The 19,930-nt window shown below is 71.1% G+C and carries 17 protein-coding genes and 1 pseudogene; 16 read left to right on the top strand and 2 right to left on the bottom strand.

The annotated features are described in order from the left end of the window. The 3 genes and pseudogenes from OFY01_RS22945 to OFY01_RS22935 form a co-directional block, all read left to right on the top strand. Positions 1–669, top strand: a pseudogene (locus OFY01_RS22945) (hypothetical protein); the annotation flags it as partial. Positions 670–762: 93 nt separating this feature from the next. Continuing rightward, positions 763–2,745, top strand: a complete 1,983-nt coding sequence (gene thrS, locus OFY01_RS22940; RefSeq protein ID WP_266602886.1) for a threonine--tRNA ligase — start codon at positions 763–765, stop codon at positions 2,743–2,745. A 66-nt stretch (positions 2,746–2,811) separates the two neighbouring features. Beyond that, complete coding sequence (locus tag OFY01_RS22935; RefSeq protein ID WP_266602884.1) at positions 2,812–3,375, top strand: HIT family protein; 564 nt, start codon at positions 2,812–2,814, stop codon at positions 3,373–3,375. 15 nt (positions 3,376–3,390) lie between these two features. Here OFY01_RS22935 and OFY01_RS22930 read toward each other — a convergent pair whose 3' ends face one another. Both OFY01_RS22930 and OFY01_RS22925 read right to left on the bottom strand, forming a co-directional pair. Continuing rightward, the gene (locus tag OFY01_RS22930; RefSeq protein ID WP_266602882.1) at positions 3,391–5,127 is read right to left on the bottom strand and encodes a hypothetical protein; all 1,737 of its coding nucleotides are present in this window, start codon (positions 5,125–5,127) and stop codon (positions 3,391–3,393) included. Between the two features lie 222 nt (positions 5,128–5,349). After that, the gene (locus tag OFY01_RS22925; RefSeq protein WP_266602880.1) at positions 5,350–7,560 is read right to left on the bottom strand and encodes an elongation factor G-like protein EF-G2; all 2,211 of its coding nucleotides are present in this window, start codon (positions 7,558–7,560) and stop codon (positions 5,350–5,352) included. 271 nt (positions 7,561–7,831) lie between these two features. On the opposite strand from OFY01_RS22925, the gene pgsA reads away from it, so the two are divergent. The 13 genes from pgsA (at position 7,832) to secF (ending at position 19,792) form a co-directional block, all read left to right on the top strand. After that, positions 7,832–8,497 (top strand): phosphatidylinositol phosphate synthase, encoded by a 666-nt coding sequence (gene pgsA, locus OFY01_RS22920; protein ID WP_266602878.1) that lies wholly within the window; start codon positions 7,832–7,834, stop codon positions 8,495–8,497. Then, positions 8,494–9,435, top strand: a complete 942-nt coding sequence (locus OFY01_RS22915) for a phosphatidylinositol mannoside acyltransferase (RefSeq protein WP_266602876.1) — start codon at positions 8,494–8,496, stop codon at positions 9,433–9,435. Before pgsA ends, OFY01_RS22915 begins: the two co-directional genes overlap by 4 nt. Further along, the gene (locus OFY01_RS22910; protein ID WP_266602874.1) at positions 9,432–10,613 is read left to right on the top strand and encodes a glycosyltransferase family 4 protein; all 1,182 of its coding nucleotides are present in this window, start codon (positions 9,432–9,434) and stop codon (positions 10,611–10,613) included. Before OFY01_RS22915 ends, OFY01_RS22910 begins: the two co-directional genes overlap by 4 nt. 44 nt (positions 10,614–10,657) lie before the next feature. Further along, on the top strand, positions 10,658–11,203 hold the full coding sequence (locus tag OFY01_RS22905) for a LemA family protein (protein WP_266602872.1): 546 nt from the start codon (positions 10,658–10,660) through the stop codon (positions 11,201–11,203). Positions 11,204–11,338: 135 nt separating this feature from the next. Continuing rightward, positions 11,339–12,253 (top strand): pyridoxal 5'-phosphate synthase lyase subunit PdxS, encoded by a 915-nt coding sequence (pdxS, locus tag OFY01_RS22900; RefSeq protein WP_266602870.1) that lies wholly within the window; start codon positions 11,339–11,341, stop codon positions 12,251–12,253. A 6-nt stretch (positions 12,254–12,259) separates the two neighbouring features. After that, entirely contained in the window at positions 12,260–12,868 is a 609-nt protein-coding gene (gene pdxT / locus OFY01_RS22895) for a pyridoxal 5'-phosphate synthase glutaminase subunit PdxT (protein WP_266602868.1), read from the top strand. 47 nt (positions 12,869–12,915) lie between these two features. Next, a complete protein-coding gene (locus OFY01_RS22890; protein WP_266602866.1) occupies positions 12,916–13,668 on the top strand; it encodes a YebC/PmpR family DNA-binding transcriptional regulator in 753 nt (250 codons plus the stop codon). 132 nt (positions 13,669–13,800) lie between these two features. After that, a complete protein-coding gene (gene ruvC, locus OFY01_RS22885) occupies positions 13,801–14,331 on the top strand; it encodes a crossover junction endodeoxyribonuclease RuvC (protein WP_266602890.1) in 531 nt (176 codons plus the stop codon). Further along, positions 14,328–14,939 carry a Holliday junction branch migration protein RuvA gene (gene ruvA, locus OFY01_RS22880; RefSeq protein WP_266602864.1) on the top strand — a complete coding sequence of 204 codons (612 nt, stop codon included), beginning with the start codon at positions 14,328–14,330 and terminating at the stop codon, positions 14,937–14,939. Before ruvC ends, ruvA begins: the two co-directional genes overlap by 4 nt. Positions 14,940–15,011: 72 nt before the next feature. Then, a complete protein-coding gene (gene ruvB / locus OFY01_RS22875; RefSeq protein ID WP_266602862.1) occupies positions 15,012–16,088 on the top strand; it encodes a Holliday junction branch migration DNA helicase RuvB in 1,077 nt (358 codons plus the stop codon). Positions 16,089–16,252: 164 nt separating this feature from the next. Then, the gene (gene yajC, locus OFY01_RS22870; RefSeq protein ID WP_266602860.1) at positions 16,253–16,744 is read left to right on the top strand and encodes a preprotein translocase subunit YajC; all 492 of its coding nucleotides are present in this window, start codon (positions 16,253–16,255) and stop codon (positions 16,742–16,744) included. 140 nt (positions 16,745–16,884) lie between these two features. Further along, a complete protein-coding gene (gene secD / locus OFY01_RS22865) occupies positions 16,885–18,663 on the top strand; it encodes a protein translocase subunit SecD (RefSeq protein WP_266602888.1) in 1,779 nt (592 codons plus the stop codon). A 1-nt stretch (position 18,664) separates the two neighbouring features. Then, entirely contained in the window at positions 18,665–19,792 is a 1,128-nt protein-coding gene (gene secF / locus OFY01_RS22860; protein WP_266602858.1) for a protein translocase subunit SecF, read from the top strand. Positions 19,793–19,930: the final 138 nt, after the last annotated feature.

Below are 19,930 nucleotides of genomic sequence, written 5' to 3'. Positions count from 1 at the left end.
TACGCGGTGCGCGAGGCCATCGACTACCGGCGGGCCACCGGCGGCATGGACGCCTTCGACGCGGCCGTCGCCGCCGGGGCCAGCCGCGAACTGACCGAGGCGCTGATCGCGCTGGTGAGCGGAGCCGAGGGCGCGCGCGTCGGGGTGGCCTGGGCGCCCGCCGCCGGGGTGCCCGCCGAATGCACCGACGGCGACGACCCCGTCGAGTTCTCGCCCGGCGACCTGGGCGTGCTGCGTGAGGCCGGGGCCCGCTACCTGCGCGCCGAGCCCGCCGTGCCGGTGCGGATCACCGGCACCGTCGCCCGGATGCGGCGCCGGGGCCCGCGGGGGCCAGGCACGGTGCGGCTGCGCGTCATCGCGGGCGCCGAGGTGCCGCACGTACGGATGACCCTGGACGAGGAGGCGTACCGGATCGCCGGCCACGCCCACCTCGTGGGCCTGCCGATCCGGGTGCACGGGCGCCTGGAGAGCCGGGGCGGTTTCCGGCGGCTGACCGGGGCGAGCGGCGTCGTACCGGTACAGGTGGAGGACGCCGAACGGGACCGCCTGATGAAGTCGCTCCAGGACACCGCGCAGATCACGGCGTTCATCGAGGAGGCGTGGTGCGAGAGGGACGACGACGCGGACGACGGCGGGGGTGACGGGGACCCCGGAGGGGGCCCGTCATAACCGTTTCGCCCGCGGCCCTGTCGACTCGGTACGATTCCTGGAGCGCGCGTCACAGGTAATGGCGCGGCATTCCCCTTCAGGCAGGAGAGACCGGTGTCAGACGTCCGTGTGATCATCCAACGCGATTCCGAGCGGGAAGAGCGCGTGGTGACGGCGGGCACTACGGCCGCAGAGCTCTTCGCCGGTGAGCGCACCGTCGTCGCGGCCCGCGTGAGCGGCGAGCTGAGGGACCTCGCGTACCAGGTGAAGGACGGCGAGGAGGTCGAGCCGGTCGAGCTCTCCTCCGAGGACGGGCTGAACATCCTGCGCCACTCCACCGCGCACGTGATGGCGCAGGCCGTGCAGGAGCTGTTCCCCGAGGCCAAGCTCGGCATCGGCCCGCCCATCCGCGACGGCTTCTACTACGACTTCGACGTCAAGGAGCCCTTCACCCCCGAGGACCTCAAGCGCATCGAGAAGAAGATGCAGGAGATCCAGAAGCGGGGGCAGCGCTTCTCGCGCCGCCTGACCACCGATGAAGACGCCCGCGTCGAACTCGCCGACGAGCCGTACAAGCTGGAACTCATCGGCCTGAAGGGCAACGCGGCGCAGGCCGCCGACGGCGCCGACGCCGAGGTGGGCGGCGGCGAGCTGACCATCTACGACAACCTCGACGCCAAGACCGGCGAGCTGTGCTGGAAGGACCTCTGCCGAGGCCCGCACCTGCCCACCACCCGCAACATCCCGGCGTTCAAGCTGATGCGCACCGGCGGAGCCTACTGGCGCGGCAGCGAGAAGAACCCGATGCTGCAGCGCATCTACGGCACCGCCTGGCCGTCCAAGGACGAGCTCAAGGCCCACCTGGAGTTCCTCGCCGAGGCCGAGAAGCGCGACCACCGCAAACTGGGCGCCGAGCTCGACCTGTTCTCCTTCCCCGACGAGCTCGGTCCCGGCCTCGCGGTCTTCCACCCCAAGGGCGGCGTGGTCCGCAAGGTCATGGAGGACTACTCGCGCCGCCGCCACGAGGCGTCCGGCTACGAGTTCGTGAACACCCCGCACATCTCGAAGGAGCACCTCTTCGAGACCTCGGGGCACCTGCCGCACTACTCGGACGGCATGTTCCCGCCCATCCAGTTCGACGAGCAGAACTACCGCCTCAAGGCGATGAACTGCCCGATGCACAACCTGATCTTCAAGTCGCGCGGCCGTTCTTACCGTGAACTGCCGCTGCGCCTCTTCGAGTTCGGGACCGTGTACCGGTACGAGAAGTCGGGCGTGGTGCACGGCCTGACCCGCTCGCGCGGCTTCACCCAGGACGACTCGCACATCTATTGCACCAAGGAGCAGATGCCCGAGGAGCTCGACAAGCTCCTCACCTTCGTCCTGGACCTGCTGCGCGACTACGGCCTGACCGAGTTCGAGCTGGAGCTGTCCACCCGCGACCCGGAGTCGGACAAGTTCATCGGCTCGGACGAGGACTGGGCGGAGGCCACCGAGGCGCTGCGGCTGGCCGCGGAGAAGCAGAGCCTGCCGCTGGTGCCCGACCCGGGCGGCGCCGCCTACTACGGGCCGAAGATCTCCGTCCAGGCCAAGGACGCGATCGGCCGCTCCTGGCAGATGTCGACCCTTCAGGTCGACTTCAACCAGCCCAAGCGGTTCGGCCTCGAGTACACGGCGGCGGACGGCTCGCGCCAGCAGCCCGTCATGCTGCACCGCGCCCTGTTCGGCTCCATCGAGCGGTTCTTCGGCGTGCTCCTGGAGCACTACGCCGGCGCGTTCCCGGCGTGGCTGGCCCCGGTCCAGGCCGTCGGCATCCCGATCGGTGACGCGCACGTCCCGTACCTGGAGAAGTTCGCCGAGCAGGCGCGCGCCCAGGGCCTGCGGGTCGAGGTCGACGCGTCGTCGGACCGCATGCAGAAGAAGATCCGCAACCAGCAGAAGGCCAAGGTGCCCTTCATGGTCATCGCGGGCGACGAGGACATGAACAACGGCTGCGTGTCCTTCCGCTACCGCGACGGCTCGCAGGAGAACGGGATTCCGGTCGACGACGCCATCGCGAAGATCGCGAAGGTCGTCGAGGAGCGCACCCAGGTCTGACGGCGGCACGTCACAGCGCACGTCAGGACGTCACCCCGGCGGCCCGTCCCGCCGGGGTGACGCCATATGCTGCACAGCATGACGAGTGAGCCGGAGCAGCAGATCGGTCCCGTGGGAGAACCGGACGGATTCGGGCGTCTGTGGACCCCGCACCGCATCGCCTACATCCAGGGCGAGGGCAAACCGACGGGCCCCGGCGCCGACGACGGCTGCCCGTTCTGCGCCGCTCCGGCCAAGACCGACGAGGACGCCCTGATCGTGGCGCGCGGCGAGCACGTCTTCGCCATCCTCAACCTGTACCCGTACAACGGCGGGCACATGATGGTCCTGCCCTACCGGCACGTCGCCGACTACACGGACCTCGACGACGCCGAGACCGCCGAGCTCGCCCTGTTCACCAAGCGCGCCATGACCGCGCTGCGCGCCGCGTCGGGTGCGCACGGCTTCAACATCGGCATGAACCAGGGCGCCGTCGCGGGCGCGGGCATCGCCGCCCACCTGCACCAGCACGTCGTGCCCCGGTGGGGCGGCGACACGAACTTCATGCCGGTCGTCGGCCACACCAAGGTGCTGCCGCAGATGCTCGCGGACACCCGCACGGCGCTGGCGAAGGCATGGCCCGAGGACTGAGCCCCGGCCCCGCGCCTACGCGTCGTACAGGTCCGCCTTCTTCGGGGTCGCGTCCTGGACCAGGCCGCTGAGGACGCCGGAACGAGTGCCGAACTTCTCGGTGTCCACGCCGTTCTCCTCCAGGACCCGGAACGCCGCCGCGTGCACCACGCGCAGCACCGGCGTCGCGGTGCGCAGCGCGTCGTCCGCCATGAAGCGGTGGCGCCAGGGCTGGTCCGCCCACGCGTGCCGAAGCCCGAACGGCTCGGGCAGCGTCAGCTTGCCGCCCAGGTGGTCGAGGAGCGGCGGATACCAGCTGAAGGGGGCGCGCAGTGCGATCCGTACCGCCTCGTCCTGGTCTGTCAACGGCAGCGTCTTCGTCGTGGTCTCCCAGAACTTCAGGGACTTGGCGACCTCCTTCGTCTTGGGCTCCGGCTTCGACGTGAACAGCGAGTTCACCGGGCCCAGGGCATGCCCGGTCACCTCGATGCGCAGCGTCTCGTGGAGCACGGTGACCGTGATCAGCATGGTGATCACCAGCTGTCCGTCCCAGAGCGTGAACTGCACGCCCAGGTAGTGCCGGTCACCGCCGCCGAACTGCTGCTCGTTGCAGATCCGCTGTATCTCGTGCTGCTTGATCTCGTACGCCTCGACGTCCTCGCCGGACGGGCGGGCCACAGCCTTCGCGTTCTCACCGATCGGCGAGACGATCCAGTGCCGTATCGACGGGGTCGGGAAACCGCCCGTGTGCAGCGGTCCGCGCTCCAGCATGCGGAGCTGGTCGTGGATCGCGCGTATCACGTCCCAGCTGCGGAACGGGTGGATCTCCTTGCCCCGCTCCCGCGGGACCAGGTCCTCGGCGAGCTGCCAGCTGCCCCACCGCGTGCCCATGCCCAGGATGCCCTTGGGGCCCGCGTAGAACACCGCGTTGGACTGCTGCTCCGCCGAGAGCCGGGCCAGGCTCTGGCGCAGCTGTTCGGCCGCCGTCTCGCCGGGGCTGCCGGGCACCGCCTCGGGGATCTTCGCGCCGACGCCGCCGCCCGAGAGCAGGCCGTCCCACCGGTCGCGCAGGTCCTGTGCGGTGCGCTCGCAGATCCGGCGCGCCCAGTAGCCGCCGACGACGGGCGCGACGAGCGACAGGCGCAGGTACCAGGCCAGTACGCCGTTCATCGGCAGGCGGATCACCAGGATCAGAGCCAGCACGCCGACGACGGCCAGGATCGAGGTGGTCAGCGCCGCGCGGCCGCGCACCTTGCGCTCCTTGGCGCGCGCCTCCCGCTTCTCCTTCGCGGACTTGTCCGCGGTCTCCTTCACCTCCTTCTCGGCCTGCGCCACCCGGTTGCTGTTGGTGCGGCGCAGCTGGAACGCGGCCGTCCACAGCGCGAAGCCGGGCAGGGCCAGGAAGCCGAACACCACCGTCACCACGGTCAGCAGCGCGTCGCGCTCGCGGCGAATGCGGTTCGCCGCCAGGCAGTGCTCCACCACGACCTGCGGTTCGGTGCCGAACGACTGGATGAGCGGCTTGCGCCCGCCGCCCAGCATGCGCACCTGCACCGCCCGCGAGAACGCCTCGCCGAGGTTCGGCGCGAACAGCGACGACCAGCCCTTGCTTATCTCGGTCTTGTGCCAGTCGTTGTTGGCGTCCTCGATCTTCGTCACCGGGTCGTCGCGGTACGCCGCCGACGCGATGGCGAAGGTCGCCGCGGTCTGCCCCGCCGACCCCTGCAACGGAACCTGCGCGCCCGGCCTGAAATCGAATGCCTCGTCCGCCATCGCCGCCCCCAACGCCGCACCACTTCGCTGCTGCGGCTCTTCCCGACTTCCTTGCCCCGCACACCTGTTGAGCAGTGCGACGTCCTCGGCACCACGATGCCGACGGCAACCGCGCTGATCGTCGACCAGCGTAGCGGCCGCTACCGACACAGACCTCACAACGGCCGAAGCCGCCCGCCCCGCACGGGCGGACGGCGTGCCGGCGGCCTGCGCGGACGACCGCTACGCCACCGCCTCCTGGGCCTGTTCGCGGATCCGCTCGCTCAGCTGCGCCGGCATCGGCTCGTGCCGTGCGTAGTGGCGGCTGAACGTCGCCGTGCCGTGCGACAACGACCGCAGATCCACGGCGTACCGGCCGATCTCGATCTCCGGCACGTCGGCATGGATCAGCGTGCGTCCGCCCGGCGCCTGCTCGGTGCCCACGACGCGGCCGCGCCGCCCCGACAGGTCACTCATCACCGGTCCCACGTAGGCGTCGCCGACCAGCACCCGCACCTCGGCCACCGGTTCGAGCAGATGGATACGGGCGTCGGCCGCGGCCTCCCGCAGCGCGAGCGCGCCGGCCGTCTGGAACGCCGCGTCGGACGAGTCGACCGAGTGCGCCTTCCCGTCGAGCAGCGTCACCCGCACGTCGATGAGCGGATAGCCGGCCGCGACACCCTTCGCCGCCTGTGCCCGTACGCCCTTCTCCACGGACGGGATGAACTGCCGGGGAACCGCGCCGCCGACGACCTTGTCCACGAACTCGATGCCCGAACCGCCGGGCAGTGGCTCCACCTCGATCTCGCAGATCGCGTACTGGCCGTGTCCTCCGGACTGCTTCACGTGCCGCCCGCGGCCCGTCGCCCGGTCGGCGAAGGTCTCCCGAAGGGAGACCCGGTGCGGTACGACGTCGACCTGCACCCCGTACCGGCTGCGCAGCCGCTCCAGTGCCACCTCCGCGTGTGCCTCTCCCAGGCACCACAGCACCACCTGGTGGGTGTCCTGGTTCTGCTCCAGACGCATCGTCGGGTCCTCCGCGACAAGGCGCGACAGGCCCTGCGACAGCTTGTCCTCGTCGGCCTTGCTGTGCGCCTGGACGGCCAGCGGCAGCAGCGGGTCCGGCATGTCCCACGGTGTCATCAGCAGCGGGTCGTCCTTCGGCGAGAGCGTGTCACCGGTCTCGGCGCGGTTCAGCTTCGCCACGCACGCCAGATCACCGGCGATGCACTGCGCGAGAGTGCGCTGCTGCTTGCCGAACGGGACCGAGAGCGCGCCGATCCGCTCGTCCGCCTCGTGCAGCGCGCGGGCCTCGTGCTCGTGGTCGGTCAGGCCGTGCCCGGACACGTGCGCCGTCTCGTCCGGTCGCAGCGTGCCGGAGAAGACCCGCACCAGCGACACCCGCCCCACGTACGGGTCGGACGAGGTCTTCACGACCTCCGCGACCAGCGGCCCGCCGGGATCGCAGGCCGCGACCGGCCGCTCGGTGCCGTCCCGCGCGGTCACCGTCGGGGCGGTGCGCTCCAAAGGCGTCGGAAAACCTCCGGTGATCAGTTCGAGCAGTTCGACCGTGCCGATGCCCTGGCGAGCGCCGTCCGCGGCCGGGGCGGCGGCGAGCACCGGGTGGAACACACCCCGCGCGACGGCGCGCTCGAGATCCTGGACGAGCGTCTTGACGTCGATCTCCTCGCCGCCCAGATAGCGGTCCATGAGGGTCTCGTCCTCGCTCTCGGCGATGATCCCCTCGATCAGACGGTTGCGTGCCTCCTCGATGGACGGCAGCTGCCCGGCCTCCGGCTCGGACTCCACGCGTTCCCCCGACGCGTAGTCGAACAGGCGCTGCGTCAGCAGCCCCACCAGGCCCTTCACCGGTGCGTGCCCGTCGGCCGCGGCCTCACCTCGCAGCGGCAGGTACAGCGGCAGCACCGCGTCCGGATCGTCGCCGCCGAAGGCCGTCGCGCAGCTGCGCGTCATCTCCTCGAAGTCGGAGCGGGCCGACTCCAGGTGCGTGACGACGATCGCGCGGGGCATGCCGACGGCCGCGCACTCCTCCCACAGCAACTGGGTCGAGCCGTCGATCCCGTCGGCCGCCGAAACGACGAAAAGGGCCGCGTCCGCGGCGCGCAGACCGGCCCGTAGTTCCCCGACGAAGTCGGCGTATCCGGGGGTGTCCAGAAGATTGATCTTGCAGCCGCCCCATTCCACAGGGACGAGGGAGAGCTGGACCGAGCGCTGCTGACGGTGCTCGATCTCGTCGTAGTCCGAGACGCTGGTGCCGTCCTCGACACGGCCCGCCCGGTTCACCGCCCCCGCGGTCAGCGCGAGGGCCTCCACCAGAGTCGTCTTGCCCGATCCGCTGTGGCCGACCAGCACCACATTCCGTACGGACGAGGGATGGTCGGCCGTCGCCGCCCTGCCGGCGGCTCCGGGATGTGCGTTCGCCTTGTCGCCCATGGCTTCCTCCCGGTTGTTTCCTCGGTGAGGTGGTCCTTGTGGGACGCTGCACGGCGCGGACGCGCGACCCCGCGTGTTCAGGCGGCCTCGGCGACGCCCGCGGTGTCTTCGAGCTTTCCACTCGGGTCACCGTGCGTCCATACGTCGTACGAGATCGCCCGCGCGTGCGGGCGGCGTGCCGGGTGCCCGCCCCGCGTCGCCGCGTCCGCGTGGCTACGATGGGCCAGCCGGTGGCCAGAGGGGCCGCACGGCACCGACCCCCGGGAAGGCCATGCTGAACAAGTACGCGCGTGCGTTCTTCACGCGTGTTCTCACGCCGTTCGCCGCGTTTCTCATCCGTCGCGGGGTCAGTCCCGACACGGTGACGCTCCTGGGCACCGCCGGGGTGGTGGCGGGCGCACTGGTCTTCTTCCCGCGCGGCGAGTTCTTCTGGGGCACCGTCGTCATCACGCTGTTCGTCTTCTCCGACCTCGTCGACGGGAACATGGCGCGCCAGCTCGGCCGTTCCAGCCGCTGGGGCGCCTTCCTGGACTCCACGCTCGACCGGGTCGCCGACAGCGCCATCTTCGGCGGCCTCGCCCTGTGGTACGCGGGCGGCGGCGACGACAACGTGCTGTGCGCCGTGTCGATCTTCTGCCTCGCCAGCGGCCAGGTCGTGTCGTACACCAAGGCGCGAGGCGAGTCGATCGGCCTGCCCGTCGCCGTCAACGGCCTGGTCGAGCGCGCCGAGCGGCTCGTCATCTCGCTCGTCGCGGCCGGCTTCGCCGGACTGCACAAGTTCGGCGTGCCCGGCATCCAATACCTGCTGCCGGTCGCCCTGTGGATCGTCGCCGTGGGCAGCCTGGTGACCCTGTTGCAGCGCGTGGTGACGGTGCGCCGTGAGTCCGCCGAGGCCGAGGCCGAGGCCGCCGCCCGGCAGGAGGAGGCCGCCTCGTGAGCGGCGTACAGGAACGGGTGGCCGACACGCTCTACGGCCTCGGCTGGGCCGGCGTCAAGAAGCTGCCGGAGCCCGTCGCCGCGCGCCTGGGCCGCGCCATCGCCGACACCGCCTGGAAGAAGCGTGGCAAGGGTGTGCTGCGCCTTGAGGCCAACCTCGCGCGCGTGGTGCCCGACGCCACGCCGCAGCGGCTCAGGGAGCTGTCCCGAGCGGGTATGCGCTCGTACCTGCGCTACTGGATGGAGTCGTTCCGGCTGCCCTCCTGGAGCCGCGAGCGGGTCAAGGACGGCTTCGCGCCCGAGGACGTGCACCACCTCACCGACGGCCTCGCCTCCGGCAAGGGCGTCATCCTCGCCCTGCCGCACATGGGCAACTACGACCTGGCGGGCGCCTGGGTGACCACGAAGCTGGAGACGCCGTTCACGACGGTCGCGGAGCGGCTCAGGCCGGAGACCCTCTACGACCGTTTCGTCGCCTACCGCGAGAGCCTCGGCATGGAGGTCCTGCCGCACACCGGCGGCGCGGCCTTCGGAACGCTCGCCCGGCGGCTGCGCGCGGGCGGTCTGGTCTGCCTGGTCGCCGACCGCGACCTGTCCGCCTCCGGCGTCGAGGTGAAGTTCTTCGGCGAGACGGCCCGCATGCCCGCCGGGCCCGCCATGCTCGCCCAGCAGACCGGCGCGCCGCTGCTGCCGGTCACCCTCTGGTACGACTCCTCGCCCGTCATGCGGGGCCGCGTCCACCCGCCGATCGACGTACCGCGGACAGGCACCAGGGCCGAGAAGACGTCTGTCATGACACAGGCGCTGGCCGACGCCTTCGCCACGGGGATCGCGGACCATCCGGAGGACTGGCACATGCTGCAACGCTTGTGGATCGCCGACCTGGAAGGCGACGGGCCCGGCGGGACCGCTGAGACCCCCGGGGAGCGGCCGGCATGAGGATCGGAATCGTCTGCCCGTACGCGTGGGACGTGCCGGGCGGCGTCCAGTTCCACATCCGCGACCTGGCGGAGCATCTCATCCGCCAGGGGCACGAGGTGTCCGTCCTGGCCCCAGCCGACGACGACACTCCGCTGCCGCCGTACGTGGTCTCGGCGGGCCGCGCGGTCCCCGTCCCGTACAACGGCTCGGTGGCCCGCCTGAACTTCGGGTTCCTCAGCGCCGCGCGCACACGCCGCTGGCTGCACGACGGCACCTTCGACGTGGTCCACATCCACGAGCCCACCTCGCCGTCGCTCGGGCTGCTGACCTGCTGGGCGGCCCAGGGGCCCATCGTCGCCACCTTCCACACCTCCAACCCCCGCTCGCGCGCCATGATCGCCGCGTACCCGATCCTCCAGGCCGCCCTGGAGAAGATCAGCGCGCGCATCGCGGTCAGCGAGTACGCGCGCCGCACCCTGGTCGAGCACCTGGGCGGCGACGCGGTCGTCATCCCCAACGGAGTGGACGTCGACTTCTTCGCCCGCGCCGAACCGAGGCCCGAGTGGCAGGGAGGGACGATCGGCTTCATCGGCCGCATCGACGAACCCCGCAAGGGGCTGCCCGTCCTCATGAAGGCGCTGCCGAAGATCCTCGCCGAGCGGCCCGACACCCGGCTCCTCGTGGCGGGCCGCGGCGACGAGGAGGAGGCCGTCGCGTCCCTTCCGAAGGAGATGCGTGGGCGCGTCGAATTCCTCGGCATGGTCAGCGACGAGGACAAGGCACGGCTGCTCGCCAGCGTCGACGTGTACGTCGCCCCGAACACCGGCGGCGAGTCCTTCGGCATCATCCTCGTCGAGGCGATGTCGGCGGGCGCCCCGGTCCTCGCCTCCGACCTGGACGCCTTCGCACAGGTACTCGACCAGGGCACGGCGGGCGAGCTGTTCGCCAACGAGGACGCCGACGCGCTCGCCGGTGCCGCGCTGCGACTCCTTGCCGACCCGGAGCGCCGCACCGAGCTGAGCGAGCGCGGCAGCAAGCACGTCCGCCGCTTCGACTGGTCGACGGTCGGCGCCGACATCCTCTCCGTCTACGAGACGGTCACCCAGGGAGCGGCGGCGGTGGCGACCGACGAGCGCACGGGGCTGCGGGCACGGTTCGGGCTCGCGGGGGCCGAACGGCGGGCCGCCCGCGACTGACCGGCGGCAGGTGACCGCGCGCCGCGACGGTAGCCTTGCCGCCCGTGACCGTCACCCTGATCTGGATCGCCGTCGCGCTCTTCGCGATCGGCCTCTACCTGAGCTGGACCGCGGGCCGCCTCGACCGCCTGCACGCCCGTATCGACGCCGCACGAGCCGCGCTGGACGCCCAGCTGCTGCGGCGGGCGTCCGTGGCTCAGGAGCTGGCCACGTCCGGCGTGCTCGACCCTGCCGCCTCGATCGTCCTGTGCGAGGCCGCGCACGCCGCTCGACAGGCCGAGGAGGAGCACCGCGAGGTCGCCGAGAGCGAACTCAGCCAGGCCCTGCGCGCGGTCTTCAGCGAGCCGGGACAGGTCGCGGTGGTCCGGGAGGCCCCCGGCGGCGAGGACGCCACGGAGGAGCTCGCCCAGGCCGTCCGGCGCGTGCCCATGGCGCGCCGCTTCCACAACGACGCGGTCCGCGCCGCCCGCGCGCTGCGCCGCCACCGCACGGTGCGCTGGTTCCGGCTGGCCGGCCACGCCCCGTTCCCGCTCGCGTTCGAGATGGACGACGAGCCGCCGGTGGCACTCGCCGACCGCGCGAACGCGTAGCCCGCCGGGCAAAAGGGGCCACGGCTTGCCCATTGGCCCTTGCAGTGGCCTGCTCCCCACGGGTTACCTCGTGGTGCACACCGGCGCCCCGCACGGGGCGCACCGCGTCTCAGCGTTTTTCGAGTGAGGTCACCCGTGTCCACCAGCACCCCGCAGACCAACGAGGCCCCCGCCACCGGCACCGCGCGCGTGAAGCGCGGCATGGCCGAGCAGCTCAAGGGCGGCGTGATCATGGACGTCGTCACGCCCGAGCAGGCGAAGATCGCCGAGGACGCGGGCGCCGTCGCCGTCATGGCCCTGGAGCGGGTCCCCGCCGACATCCGCAAGGACGGCGGCGTGGCCCGCATGTCCGACCCGGACATGATCGAGGGCATCATCGACGCCGTCTCCATCCCCGTGATGGCCAAGTCGCGCATCGGCCACTTCGTCGAGGCCCAGGTCCTGCAGTCGCTCGGCGTCGACTACATCGACGAGTCCGAGGTGCTCACCCCGGCCGACGAGGTCAACCACTCCGACAAGTGGGCCTTCACCACGCCGTTCGTCTGCGGCGCCACCAACCTCGGCGAGGCGCTGCGCCGCATCGCCGAGGGCGCCGCGATGATCCGCTCCAAGGGCGAGGCCGGCACCGGCAACGTCGTCGAGGCCGTCCGCCACCTGCGCCAGATCAAGGGCGAGATCGCCAAGCTGCGCGGCTGCGACAACAACGAGATCTACGCCGCCGCCAAGGAACTGCGCGCCCCGTTCGAGCTGGTCAAGGAGGTCGCCGAGCTCGGCAAGCTCCCCGTGGTGCTGTTCTCCGCCGGTGGCGTGGCCACCCCGGCCGACGCCGCCCTGATGCGCCAGCTCGGCGCCGAGGGCGTCTTCGTCGGCTCCGGCATCTTCAAGTCCGGCGACCCGGCCAAGCGCGCCGCCGCCATCGTGAAGGCCACCACGTTCTACGACGACCCGAAGATCGTCGCGGACGCCTCCCGCAACCTCGGCGAGGCCATGGTCGGCATCAACTGCGACACCCTGCCCGAGGCCGAGCGCTACGCGAACCGGGGCTGGTAAGCACTCATGAGCACCACCCCCGTCATCGGAGTCCTGGCGCTCCAGGGCGACGTACGGGAGCACCTCATCGCCCTGGCCACGGCCGACGCCGTGGCCAGGCCGGTGCGGCGCCCCGAGGAACTGGCAGAGGTCGACGGCCTGGTCGTGCCCGGCGGCGAGTCGACCACCATCTCCAAGCTGGCCCACCTCTTCGGCGTGATGGAACCGCTCCGCGCGCGCGTGCGCGACGGAATGCCCGTCTACGGCACCTGCGCGGGCATGATCATGCTCGCCGACAAGATCCTCGACCCGCGCTCGGGCCAGGAGACCGTCGGCGGCATCGACATGATCGTGCGCCGCAACGCCTTCGGCCGCCAGAACGAGTCCTTCGAGGCGTCCGTCGCCGTGCGCGGCGTCGACGGCGACCCGGTCGAGGGCGTCTTCATCCGCGCGCCCTGGGTGGAGTCCGTGGGCGCCGACGTCGAGGTGCTCGCCGAGCACGAGGGGCACATCGTCGCCGTGCGCCAGGGCAACGCCCTCGCGACGTCGTTCCATCCGGAGCTGACGGGCGACCACCGCATCCACGCGCTGTTCGTGGAGATGGTGCGGGCGAAGGGCGCCTCGGGATCCTTGTAGGATCTCTGACGTCCTACTGAGGTTGGTTACGCGAAGGAGACAGGCAGATGTCCGGCCACTCTAAATGGGCCACGACGAAGCACAAGAAGGCCGTGATCGATGCCAAGCGCGGCAAGCTCTTCGCGAAGCTGATCAAGAACATCGAGGTCGCGGCGCGCACGGGCGGCGCCGACCCGGACGGCAACCCGACGCTGTTCGACGCCATCCAGAAGGCGAAGAAGCAGTCGGTCCCGAACAAGAACATCGACTCGGCCGTCAAGCGCGGCGCGGGCCTCGAGGCCGGCGGCGCCGACTACGAGACGATCATGTACGAGGGCTACGGTCCCAACGGCGTCGCGGTGCTCATCGAGTGCCTCACCGACAACCGCAACCGCGCCGCCTCGGACGTCCGCGTCGCCATGACGCGCAACGGCGGCTCGATGGCCGACCCGGGCTCCGTGTCGTACCTGTTCAACCGCAAGGGCGTGGTGATCGTCCCCAAGGGCGAGCTGTCCGAGGACGACGTCCTGGGCGCCGTGCTCGAGGCGGGCGCCGAGGAGGTCAACGACCTGGGCGAGTCCTTCGAGGTGCTCTCCGAGGCCACCGACCTGGTCGCGGTCCGCACCGCGCTGCAGGAGGCCGGGATCGACTACGACTCCGCCGACTCCAACTTCGTCCCGACCATGCAGATCGAGCTGGACGAGGACGGCGCGCGCAAGATCTTCAAGCTGATCGACGCCCTCGAGGACAGCGACGACGTGCAGAACGTCTTCGCCAACTTCGACGTCTCCGACGAGGTCATGGAGAAGGTCGACGCCTGACCGGCGCGGGCGACCAGGGCGGGTCGACCGGTTCGTACGACGGGCCGACGGGACACACCCCGTCGGCCCGTCGCTTTGTCGGTGGCAGCCGATAGCCTGCACGAACAGTCGATCGACGGTTGGGGGAGCAGCGTGCGCGTGCTCGGCGTGGATCCGGGTCTCACCCGGTGCGGTGTCGGCGTGGTCGAGGGGATCGCGGGACGGCCCCTGACCATGCGGGGCGTCGGTGTCGTGCGCACCCCCGCCGACGCCGAGCTCGGCCACCGGCTCGTCGCCATCGAGCGCGGCATCGAGCGGTGGCTCGACGAGCACCGCCCCGAAGTCCTCGCCGTGGAGCGGGTGTTCAGCCAGCACAATGTGCGTACGGTGATGGGCACCGCCCAGGCCAGTGCCGTCGCCATGCTGTGCGCGTCGCGGCGCGGCATCCCCGTCGCCCTGCACACCCCGAGCGAGGTCAAGGCCGCGGTCACCGGCAGCGGCCGCGCCGACAAGGCCCAGGTGGGCGCCATGGTGACCCGGCTGCTCAGACTCGACGCGCCGCCCAGGCCCGCCGACGCCGCCGACGCGCTCGCCCTCGCCATCTGCCACATCTGGCGCGCCCCCGCCGCCAACCGCCTCCAGCAAGCCGTAGCGCTGCACGCATCGAAAGGCCGAACCGCATGATCGCCTTCGTCAGCGGCCCCGTCGCCGCCCTCGCCCCGGACGCCGCGGTGGTGGAGGTCGGCGGCGTCGGCATGGCTGTCCAGTGCACGCCGAACACGCTGTCCACGCTCCGGGTCGGCCAGCAGGCCAAGCTCGCCACTTCCCTGGTCGTCCGCGAGGACTCGCTCACCCTGTACGGCTTCGCCGACGACGACGAGCGCCAGACGTTCGAGCTGCTCCAGACGGCCAGCGGCGTCGGCCCCCGCCTCGCCCAGGCCATGCTCGCCGTGCACAGCCCCGACGCGCTGCGCAGAGCCGTCTCCACCGGGGACGAGAAGTCCCTCACCGCCGTCCCCGGCATCGGCAAGAAGGGCGCCCAGAAGCTCCTCCTGGAGCTCAAGGACCGCCTCGGCGAGCCCGTCGGTGCCGCCGGCCCCGCGATCGGCACCGCTGTCACCACCGGCTGGCGGGAGCAGCTGCACGCCGCCCTCATCGGCCTGGGCTACGCGACCCGCGAGGCCGACGAGGCGGTCGCCGCGGTGGCCCCGCAGGCCGAGTCCGCCGGCGGCACCCCGCAGGTCGGGCAGCTGTTGAAGGCGGCCCTGCAGACGCTCAACCGCACCCGCTAGCCACCGCACCGGGCCCGAGCCCGCAGACCCGCAGATCCGCAGACCGCCCACCCGTAACGCGAGGCACACCGCATGAACTGGGACGAGACGACCGACGCCGCCGCACCGGGGCCCGACCGGCTCGTCGGTGCCTCCGCCGACCGTGAGGACCAGGCCGTGGAAGCGGCCCTGCGCCCCAAGGAGCTGGACGAGTTCATCGGCCAGGAGAAGGTCAGGGAACAGCTCGACCTGGTGCTGCGTGCGGCACGCGCGCGCGGGGCCACCGCCGACCACGTCCTGCTGTCCGGCGCCCCGGGTCTCGGCAAGACCACCCTCTCCATGATCATCGCCGCGGAGATGAGCGCGCCGATCCGGATCACCAGCGGCCCGGCCATCCAGCACGCGGGCGACCTCGCCGCGATCCTCTCCTCCCTCCAGGAGGGCGAGGTCCTCTTCCTCGACGAGATCCACCGGATGTCCCGGCCGGCCGAGGAAATGCTCTACATGGCGATGGAGGACTTCCGCGTCGACGTCATCGTCGGCAAGGGCCCCGGCGCCACCGCCATCCCGCTCGAACTGCCGCCCTTCACGCTCGTCGGCGCCACCACGCGCGCGGGTCTGCTGCCGCCCCCGCTGCGCGACCGCTTCGGCTTCACCGCGCACATGGAGTTCTACGAGCCCGCCGAACTGGAGCGGGTGATCCACCGCTCCGCGCATCTGCTCGACGTGGCGATCGACACGGCCGGGGCCGCGGAGATCGCCGGGCGCTCGCGCGGCACGCCCCGTATCGCCAACCGTCTGCTGCGCCGCGTACGCGACTATGCGCAGGTCAAGGCCGACGGTGAGATCACCCGTGACATCGCCGCGGCCGCGCTCGGGGTGTACGAGGTGGACGGCCGTGGCCTGGACCGTCTCGACCGCGCGGTCCTCGAAGCGCTGCTCAAGCTGTTCGGCGGCGGCCCGGTGGGCCTGTCCACGCTGGCCGTGGCCGTGGGGGAGGAGCGGGAGACGGTCGAGGAGGTGGCCGAGCCGTTCCTGGTCCGCGAGGGCCTGCTGGCCAGGACTCCCAGGGGCCGGGTCGCCACCCCCGCCGCATGGGACCACCTGGGCCTCACCCGCCCCCAGGCGGCACCGGGGGGCGGTGGACAGCAGGGCCTGTTCGGCGCGTGACGGCGCGCGTACTCGCCGGGGCTGGAACCTCAGTGCCATGCTGGGCGTTGTTCCCAGAGTGCGGACTCGCTTAGACTCCGCCGACGTCGTCCTTATCGACGACCGCAACCCCCAAACCGACCAGGCCGCACTCCCGCGCGGTCGCCTGAAGGAAGTTCCCACCCGTGAGTCTCGTGACCCTCCTCCCGTTCATTGTGCTCATCGGGGCCATGTTCCTGATGACCCGGTCTGCCAAGAGGAAGCAGCAGCAGGCCGCGCAGATGCGCAATGAGATGCAGCCCGGTTCCGGCGTCCGCACGATCGGGGGCATGTACGCCACGGTCAAGGAGGTCAACGAGGACACCGTCCTCCTCGACGCCGGCCCCGGCGTCCACCTCATGTTCGCCAAGAACTCGATCGGCGCCGTGCTGACCGACGAAGAGTACAACCGCATCGTGCACGGCCCGGAGTCCTCGGACGACGAGCTGACCGACGCCGTCGTGCCGGACGACGCGTCCTCCCTCACCGAGACCGACGAGACCACCGCCGGTGACGACTCGCGCGTCGACCTCGGCAAGAAGGACGAGGCCGCCGAGGCCGACAAGCCCGCCGAGGCCGACAAGGCCGACGACGCCGAGCCGAAGAAGACCGACGACGGCGAGTCCGACGCCAAGTAGTCGCATCCGGCGGTCGTGGGGGCCCGCTCGTGCCCCCGCGGGCCGGGGGCCGCGCGCGACCCGCGTGGTGTCTCATCCATTTCATGGCCGTCCGCGCACGCATCCCCGATGCCGGACGGATGGAGAGGGAGTACGAGAAGGTGGCAGCACCTAGAAGGAGCCGAGGGGCAGGTGCCCAGAGCAAGCCGGGGCGCGCTCTGGCGCTGATCGCGATCATCGTCGTGGCCCTTGTCGCCGGCATGTTCGGCGCCAAGTCGTTCACGCCGCGCCTCGGCATCGACCTCGCGGGCGGCACCAGCATCACGCTGGCCGCCCAGAACGAGCCGGGCAAGCCCAACGCGATCAACAAGACCAACATGAACACGGCGGCGGACATCATCGAGCGCCGTGTCAACGGCATGGGTGTGTCCGAGTCCGAGGTCCAGACGCAGGGCAACCGGAACATCATCGTCAACATTCCCCGGGGCACCAACGAGAAGCAGGCGCGCGAGCAGGTCGGTACGACCGCGCAGCTCTACTTCCGGCCCGTCCTCACGGTCGCCGCCGGCGCGCCCTCCGGGAAGTCCACGGCGAGCCCGTCCCCGAGCGCCTCCTCCAGCGGCAAGGCCGGCGGCAAGGCCACGGACAAGGCGTCCTCCTCGGCCAAGCCGTCCACGACCGCGTCCCCGACCTCGCAGGGCCGGGCCGTCACCGACGCCCTCAAGGCCGACGCGAAGCCCAGCGCCTCCGCGAGCGGTGGCGGCAAGGCGTCCCCGAGCACGTCGCCGACCCCGTCGGCGAGCAGCAGCGCGGGCAGCGCGCAGACGTCGGCCCTGGAGAAGAAGTTCACGGACCTCGACTGCACGGACCAGGCCGCCCGTACCAGGGTCAACGAGGGCACCAAGCCCACCGACACCATCGTGGCCTGCGGCAAGAACTCGCAGGGCCAGTGGGAGAAGTACATCCTCGGCCCCTCCGAGGTGAACGGCAAGGACGTCAAGAAGGCCCAGGCGGTCATCAACCAGCAGTCCGGCCAGTGGGTCGTCAACATGGACTTCACCGGCTCCGGCTCCAAGAAGTTCGCCGCGACGACGACCAAGCTGAAGTCGCAGCAGGACCCGATGAACCGGTTCGCCATCGTGCTCGACGGCGACGTGGTCTCCGCCCCCAGCGTCAGCGAGACGCTCAGCGCCAACGCAGAGATCTCCGGCAGCTTCACCCAGCAGTCCGCGCAGGACCTGGCCAACGTGCTGTCGTACGGCGCCCTGCCGCTCACCTTCCACGAGCAGAGCGTCACCTCGGTGACCCCCGAGCTCGGTGGCGAGCAGCTGGACGCGGGCCTGATCGCCGGCGCCATCGGCCTGGCGCTGGTCATCATCTACCTGGTGGTCTACTACCGGGGCCTGTCGCTCATCGCCATCGCCTCGCTGCTGACCTCCGCGGTCCTCACCTACACGATCATGACGCTGCTCGGCCCGGCCATCGGCTTCGCGCTGAACCTGCCGGCCGTCTCCGGTGCGATCGTCGCCATCGGTATCACAGCGGACTCGTTCATCGTCTTCTTCGAACGGATCAGAGACGAGATCCGCGAGGGCCGCTCGGTGCAGCCCGCCGTGGCACGTGCCTGGCCGCGCGCCCGGCGCACCATCCTCGTCTCCGACTTCGTGTCGTTCCTCGCGGCCGCGGTGCTGTACGTCGTGACCGTCGGCAAGGTGCAGGGCTTCGCGTTCACGCTCGGCCTGACCACCGTGCTCGACGTCGTCGTGGTCTTCCTCTTCACGAAGCCGCTGATGACGATCCTGGCCCGGAAGAAGTTCTTCACCAGCGGACACAAGTGGTCGGGGCTCGACCCCAAGCGCCTGGGCGCCAAGCCGCCGCTGCGCCGTTCCCGCCGCGCCAGCACCCCCGCCGCCGGCCCCGTCGACCCGAAGGAGGCCTGAGATGTCGAAGCTCGGCCATTTCGGCGCCAAGCTCTACCGCGGTGAGGTCGGCTACGACTTCATCGCCAAGCGCAAGATCTGGTACGGCATCTCGATCCTGATCACCATCACGGCCATCGTCGGCCTGGCGGTGCGGGGGCTGAACCAGGGCATCGAGTTCCAGGGCGGCGCCGTCTTCACGACGCCCAAGACCAGCGTCTCGGTGCACCAGGCGGAGAAGTACGCCACGGACGCGTCGGGCCACGACGCCGTCGTCCAGAAGCTCGGCACCGGCGCCCTGCGCATCCAGGTCGCCGGGCTCGACACCAGCCAGTCGGACAAGGTCAAGGACGCCCTGTCCAAGGACATGGGCGTCAAGGCCGACGACATCAACGCCGACCTGGTCGGCCCCAGCTGGGGTCAGACGATCGCCAACAAGGCGTGGCAGGGCTTGGCGATCTTCATGATCCTCGTGGTGATCTACCTGGCCATCGCGTTCGAATGGCGGATGGCGGTCGCCGCGCTCGTCGCGCTCATCCACGACATCACCATCACCGTCGGGATCTACGCCCTGGTGGGCTTCGAGGTCACGCCGGGCACGGTGATCGGTCTGCTCACCATCCTCGGTTACTCGCTGTACGACACGGTCGTCGTCTTCGACTCGCTCAAGGAGCAGTCGAAGGGCATCGAGAAGCAGACCCGCTGGACCTACAGCGAGATCGCCAACAAGTCGATCAACTCCACCCTGGTCCGGTCGATCAACACCACCGTGGTGGCGCTGCTGCCCGTGGCCGGTCTGCTCTTCATCGGCGGCGGCTTCCTCGGCGCCGGCATGCTGAACGACATCTCGCTCTCGCTCTTCGTCGGCCTGGCCGCCGGTGCGTACTCGTCGATCTTCATCGCCACGCCGCTGGTCGCCGACCTCAAGGAGCGCGAGCCGAAGATGAGGGCGCTCAAGAAGCGGGTGCTCGCCAAGCGCGCCGCCGCCGCGGCCCAGGCCGAGACGGCCGCCGTGCTCGGCCACCAGCCGGACGCCCCGCAGACGGGCGACGACGTGCCGGAGGACTCCGCCGCCCCCGCGGGCGCGGGACCGCGCAACCAGCCGGCCCGCAACCGCGGCCGCGGCCGCCCCTCCGGCAAGCGCCGCTGATCCGCGCCTCCGGCTGATCCGCGACCGCCGCGCACACCGGGCGCCAGGAGCCGTCGAGGCCCTGGCGCCCGCGTCGTGCCCGGCCCGGCGCCGCTGCTAGGGTTGTCGACTGCGCGCACGCCCCTGACCAGCACGATC

The sequence above is a fragment of the Streptomyces beihaiensis genome (genome assembly GCF_026274175.1).
Classification (GTDB): Bacteria; Actinomycetota; Actinomycetes; order Streptomycetales; family Streptomycetaceae; genus Streptomyces; species Streptomyces beihaiensis.
This window is presented reverse-complemented; position numbering and strand designations above follow the sequence as displayed.

Excerpts from the sequence above, each read along its gene's own strand:
- OFY01_RS22935 (WP_266602884.1), top strand. The coding sequence starts at position 2,812 with ATGCTGCACAGCATGACGAGTGAGCCGGAGCAGCAGATCGGTCCCGTG.
- OFY01_RS22930 (WP_266602882.1), bottom strand. The coding sequence starts at position 5,127 with ATGGCGGACGAGGCATTCGATTTCAGGCCGGGCGCGCAGGTTCCGTTG.
- OFY01_RS22925 (WP_266602880.1), bottom strand. The coding sequence starts at position 7,560 with ATGGGCGACAAGGCGAACGCACATCCCGGAGCCGCCGGCAGGGCGGCG.
- pgsA (WP_266602878.1), top strand. The coding sequence starts at position 7,832 with ATGCTGAACAAGTACGCGCGTGCGTTCTTCACGCGTGTTCTCACGCCG.
- OFY01_RS22910 (WP_266602874.1), top strand. The coding sequence starts at position 9,432 with ATGAGGATCGGAATCGTCTGCCCGTACGCGTGGGACGTGCCGGGCGGC.
- pdxT (WP_266602868.1), top strand. The coding sequence starts at position 12,260 with ATGAGCACCACCCCCGTCATCGGAGTCCTGGCGCTCCAGGGCGACGTA.
- OFY01_RS22890 (WP_266602866.1), top strand. The coding sequence starts at position 12,916 with ATGTCCGGCCACTCTAAATGGGCCACGACGAAGCACAAGAAGGCCGTG.
- ruvA (WP_266602864.1), top strand. The coding sequence starts at position 14,328 with ATGATCGCCTTCGTCAGCGGCCCCGTCGCCGCCCTCGCCCCGGACGCC.
- ruvB (WP_266602862.1), top strand. The coding sequence starts at position 15,012 with ATGAACTGGGACGAGACGACCGACGCCGCCGCACCGGGGCCCGACCGG.
- secF (WP_266602858.1), top strand. The coding sequence starts at position 18,665 with ATGTCGAAGCTCGGCCATTTCGGCGCCAAGCTCTACCGCGGTGAGGTC.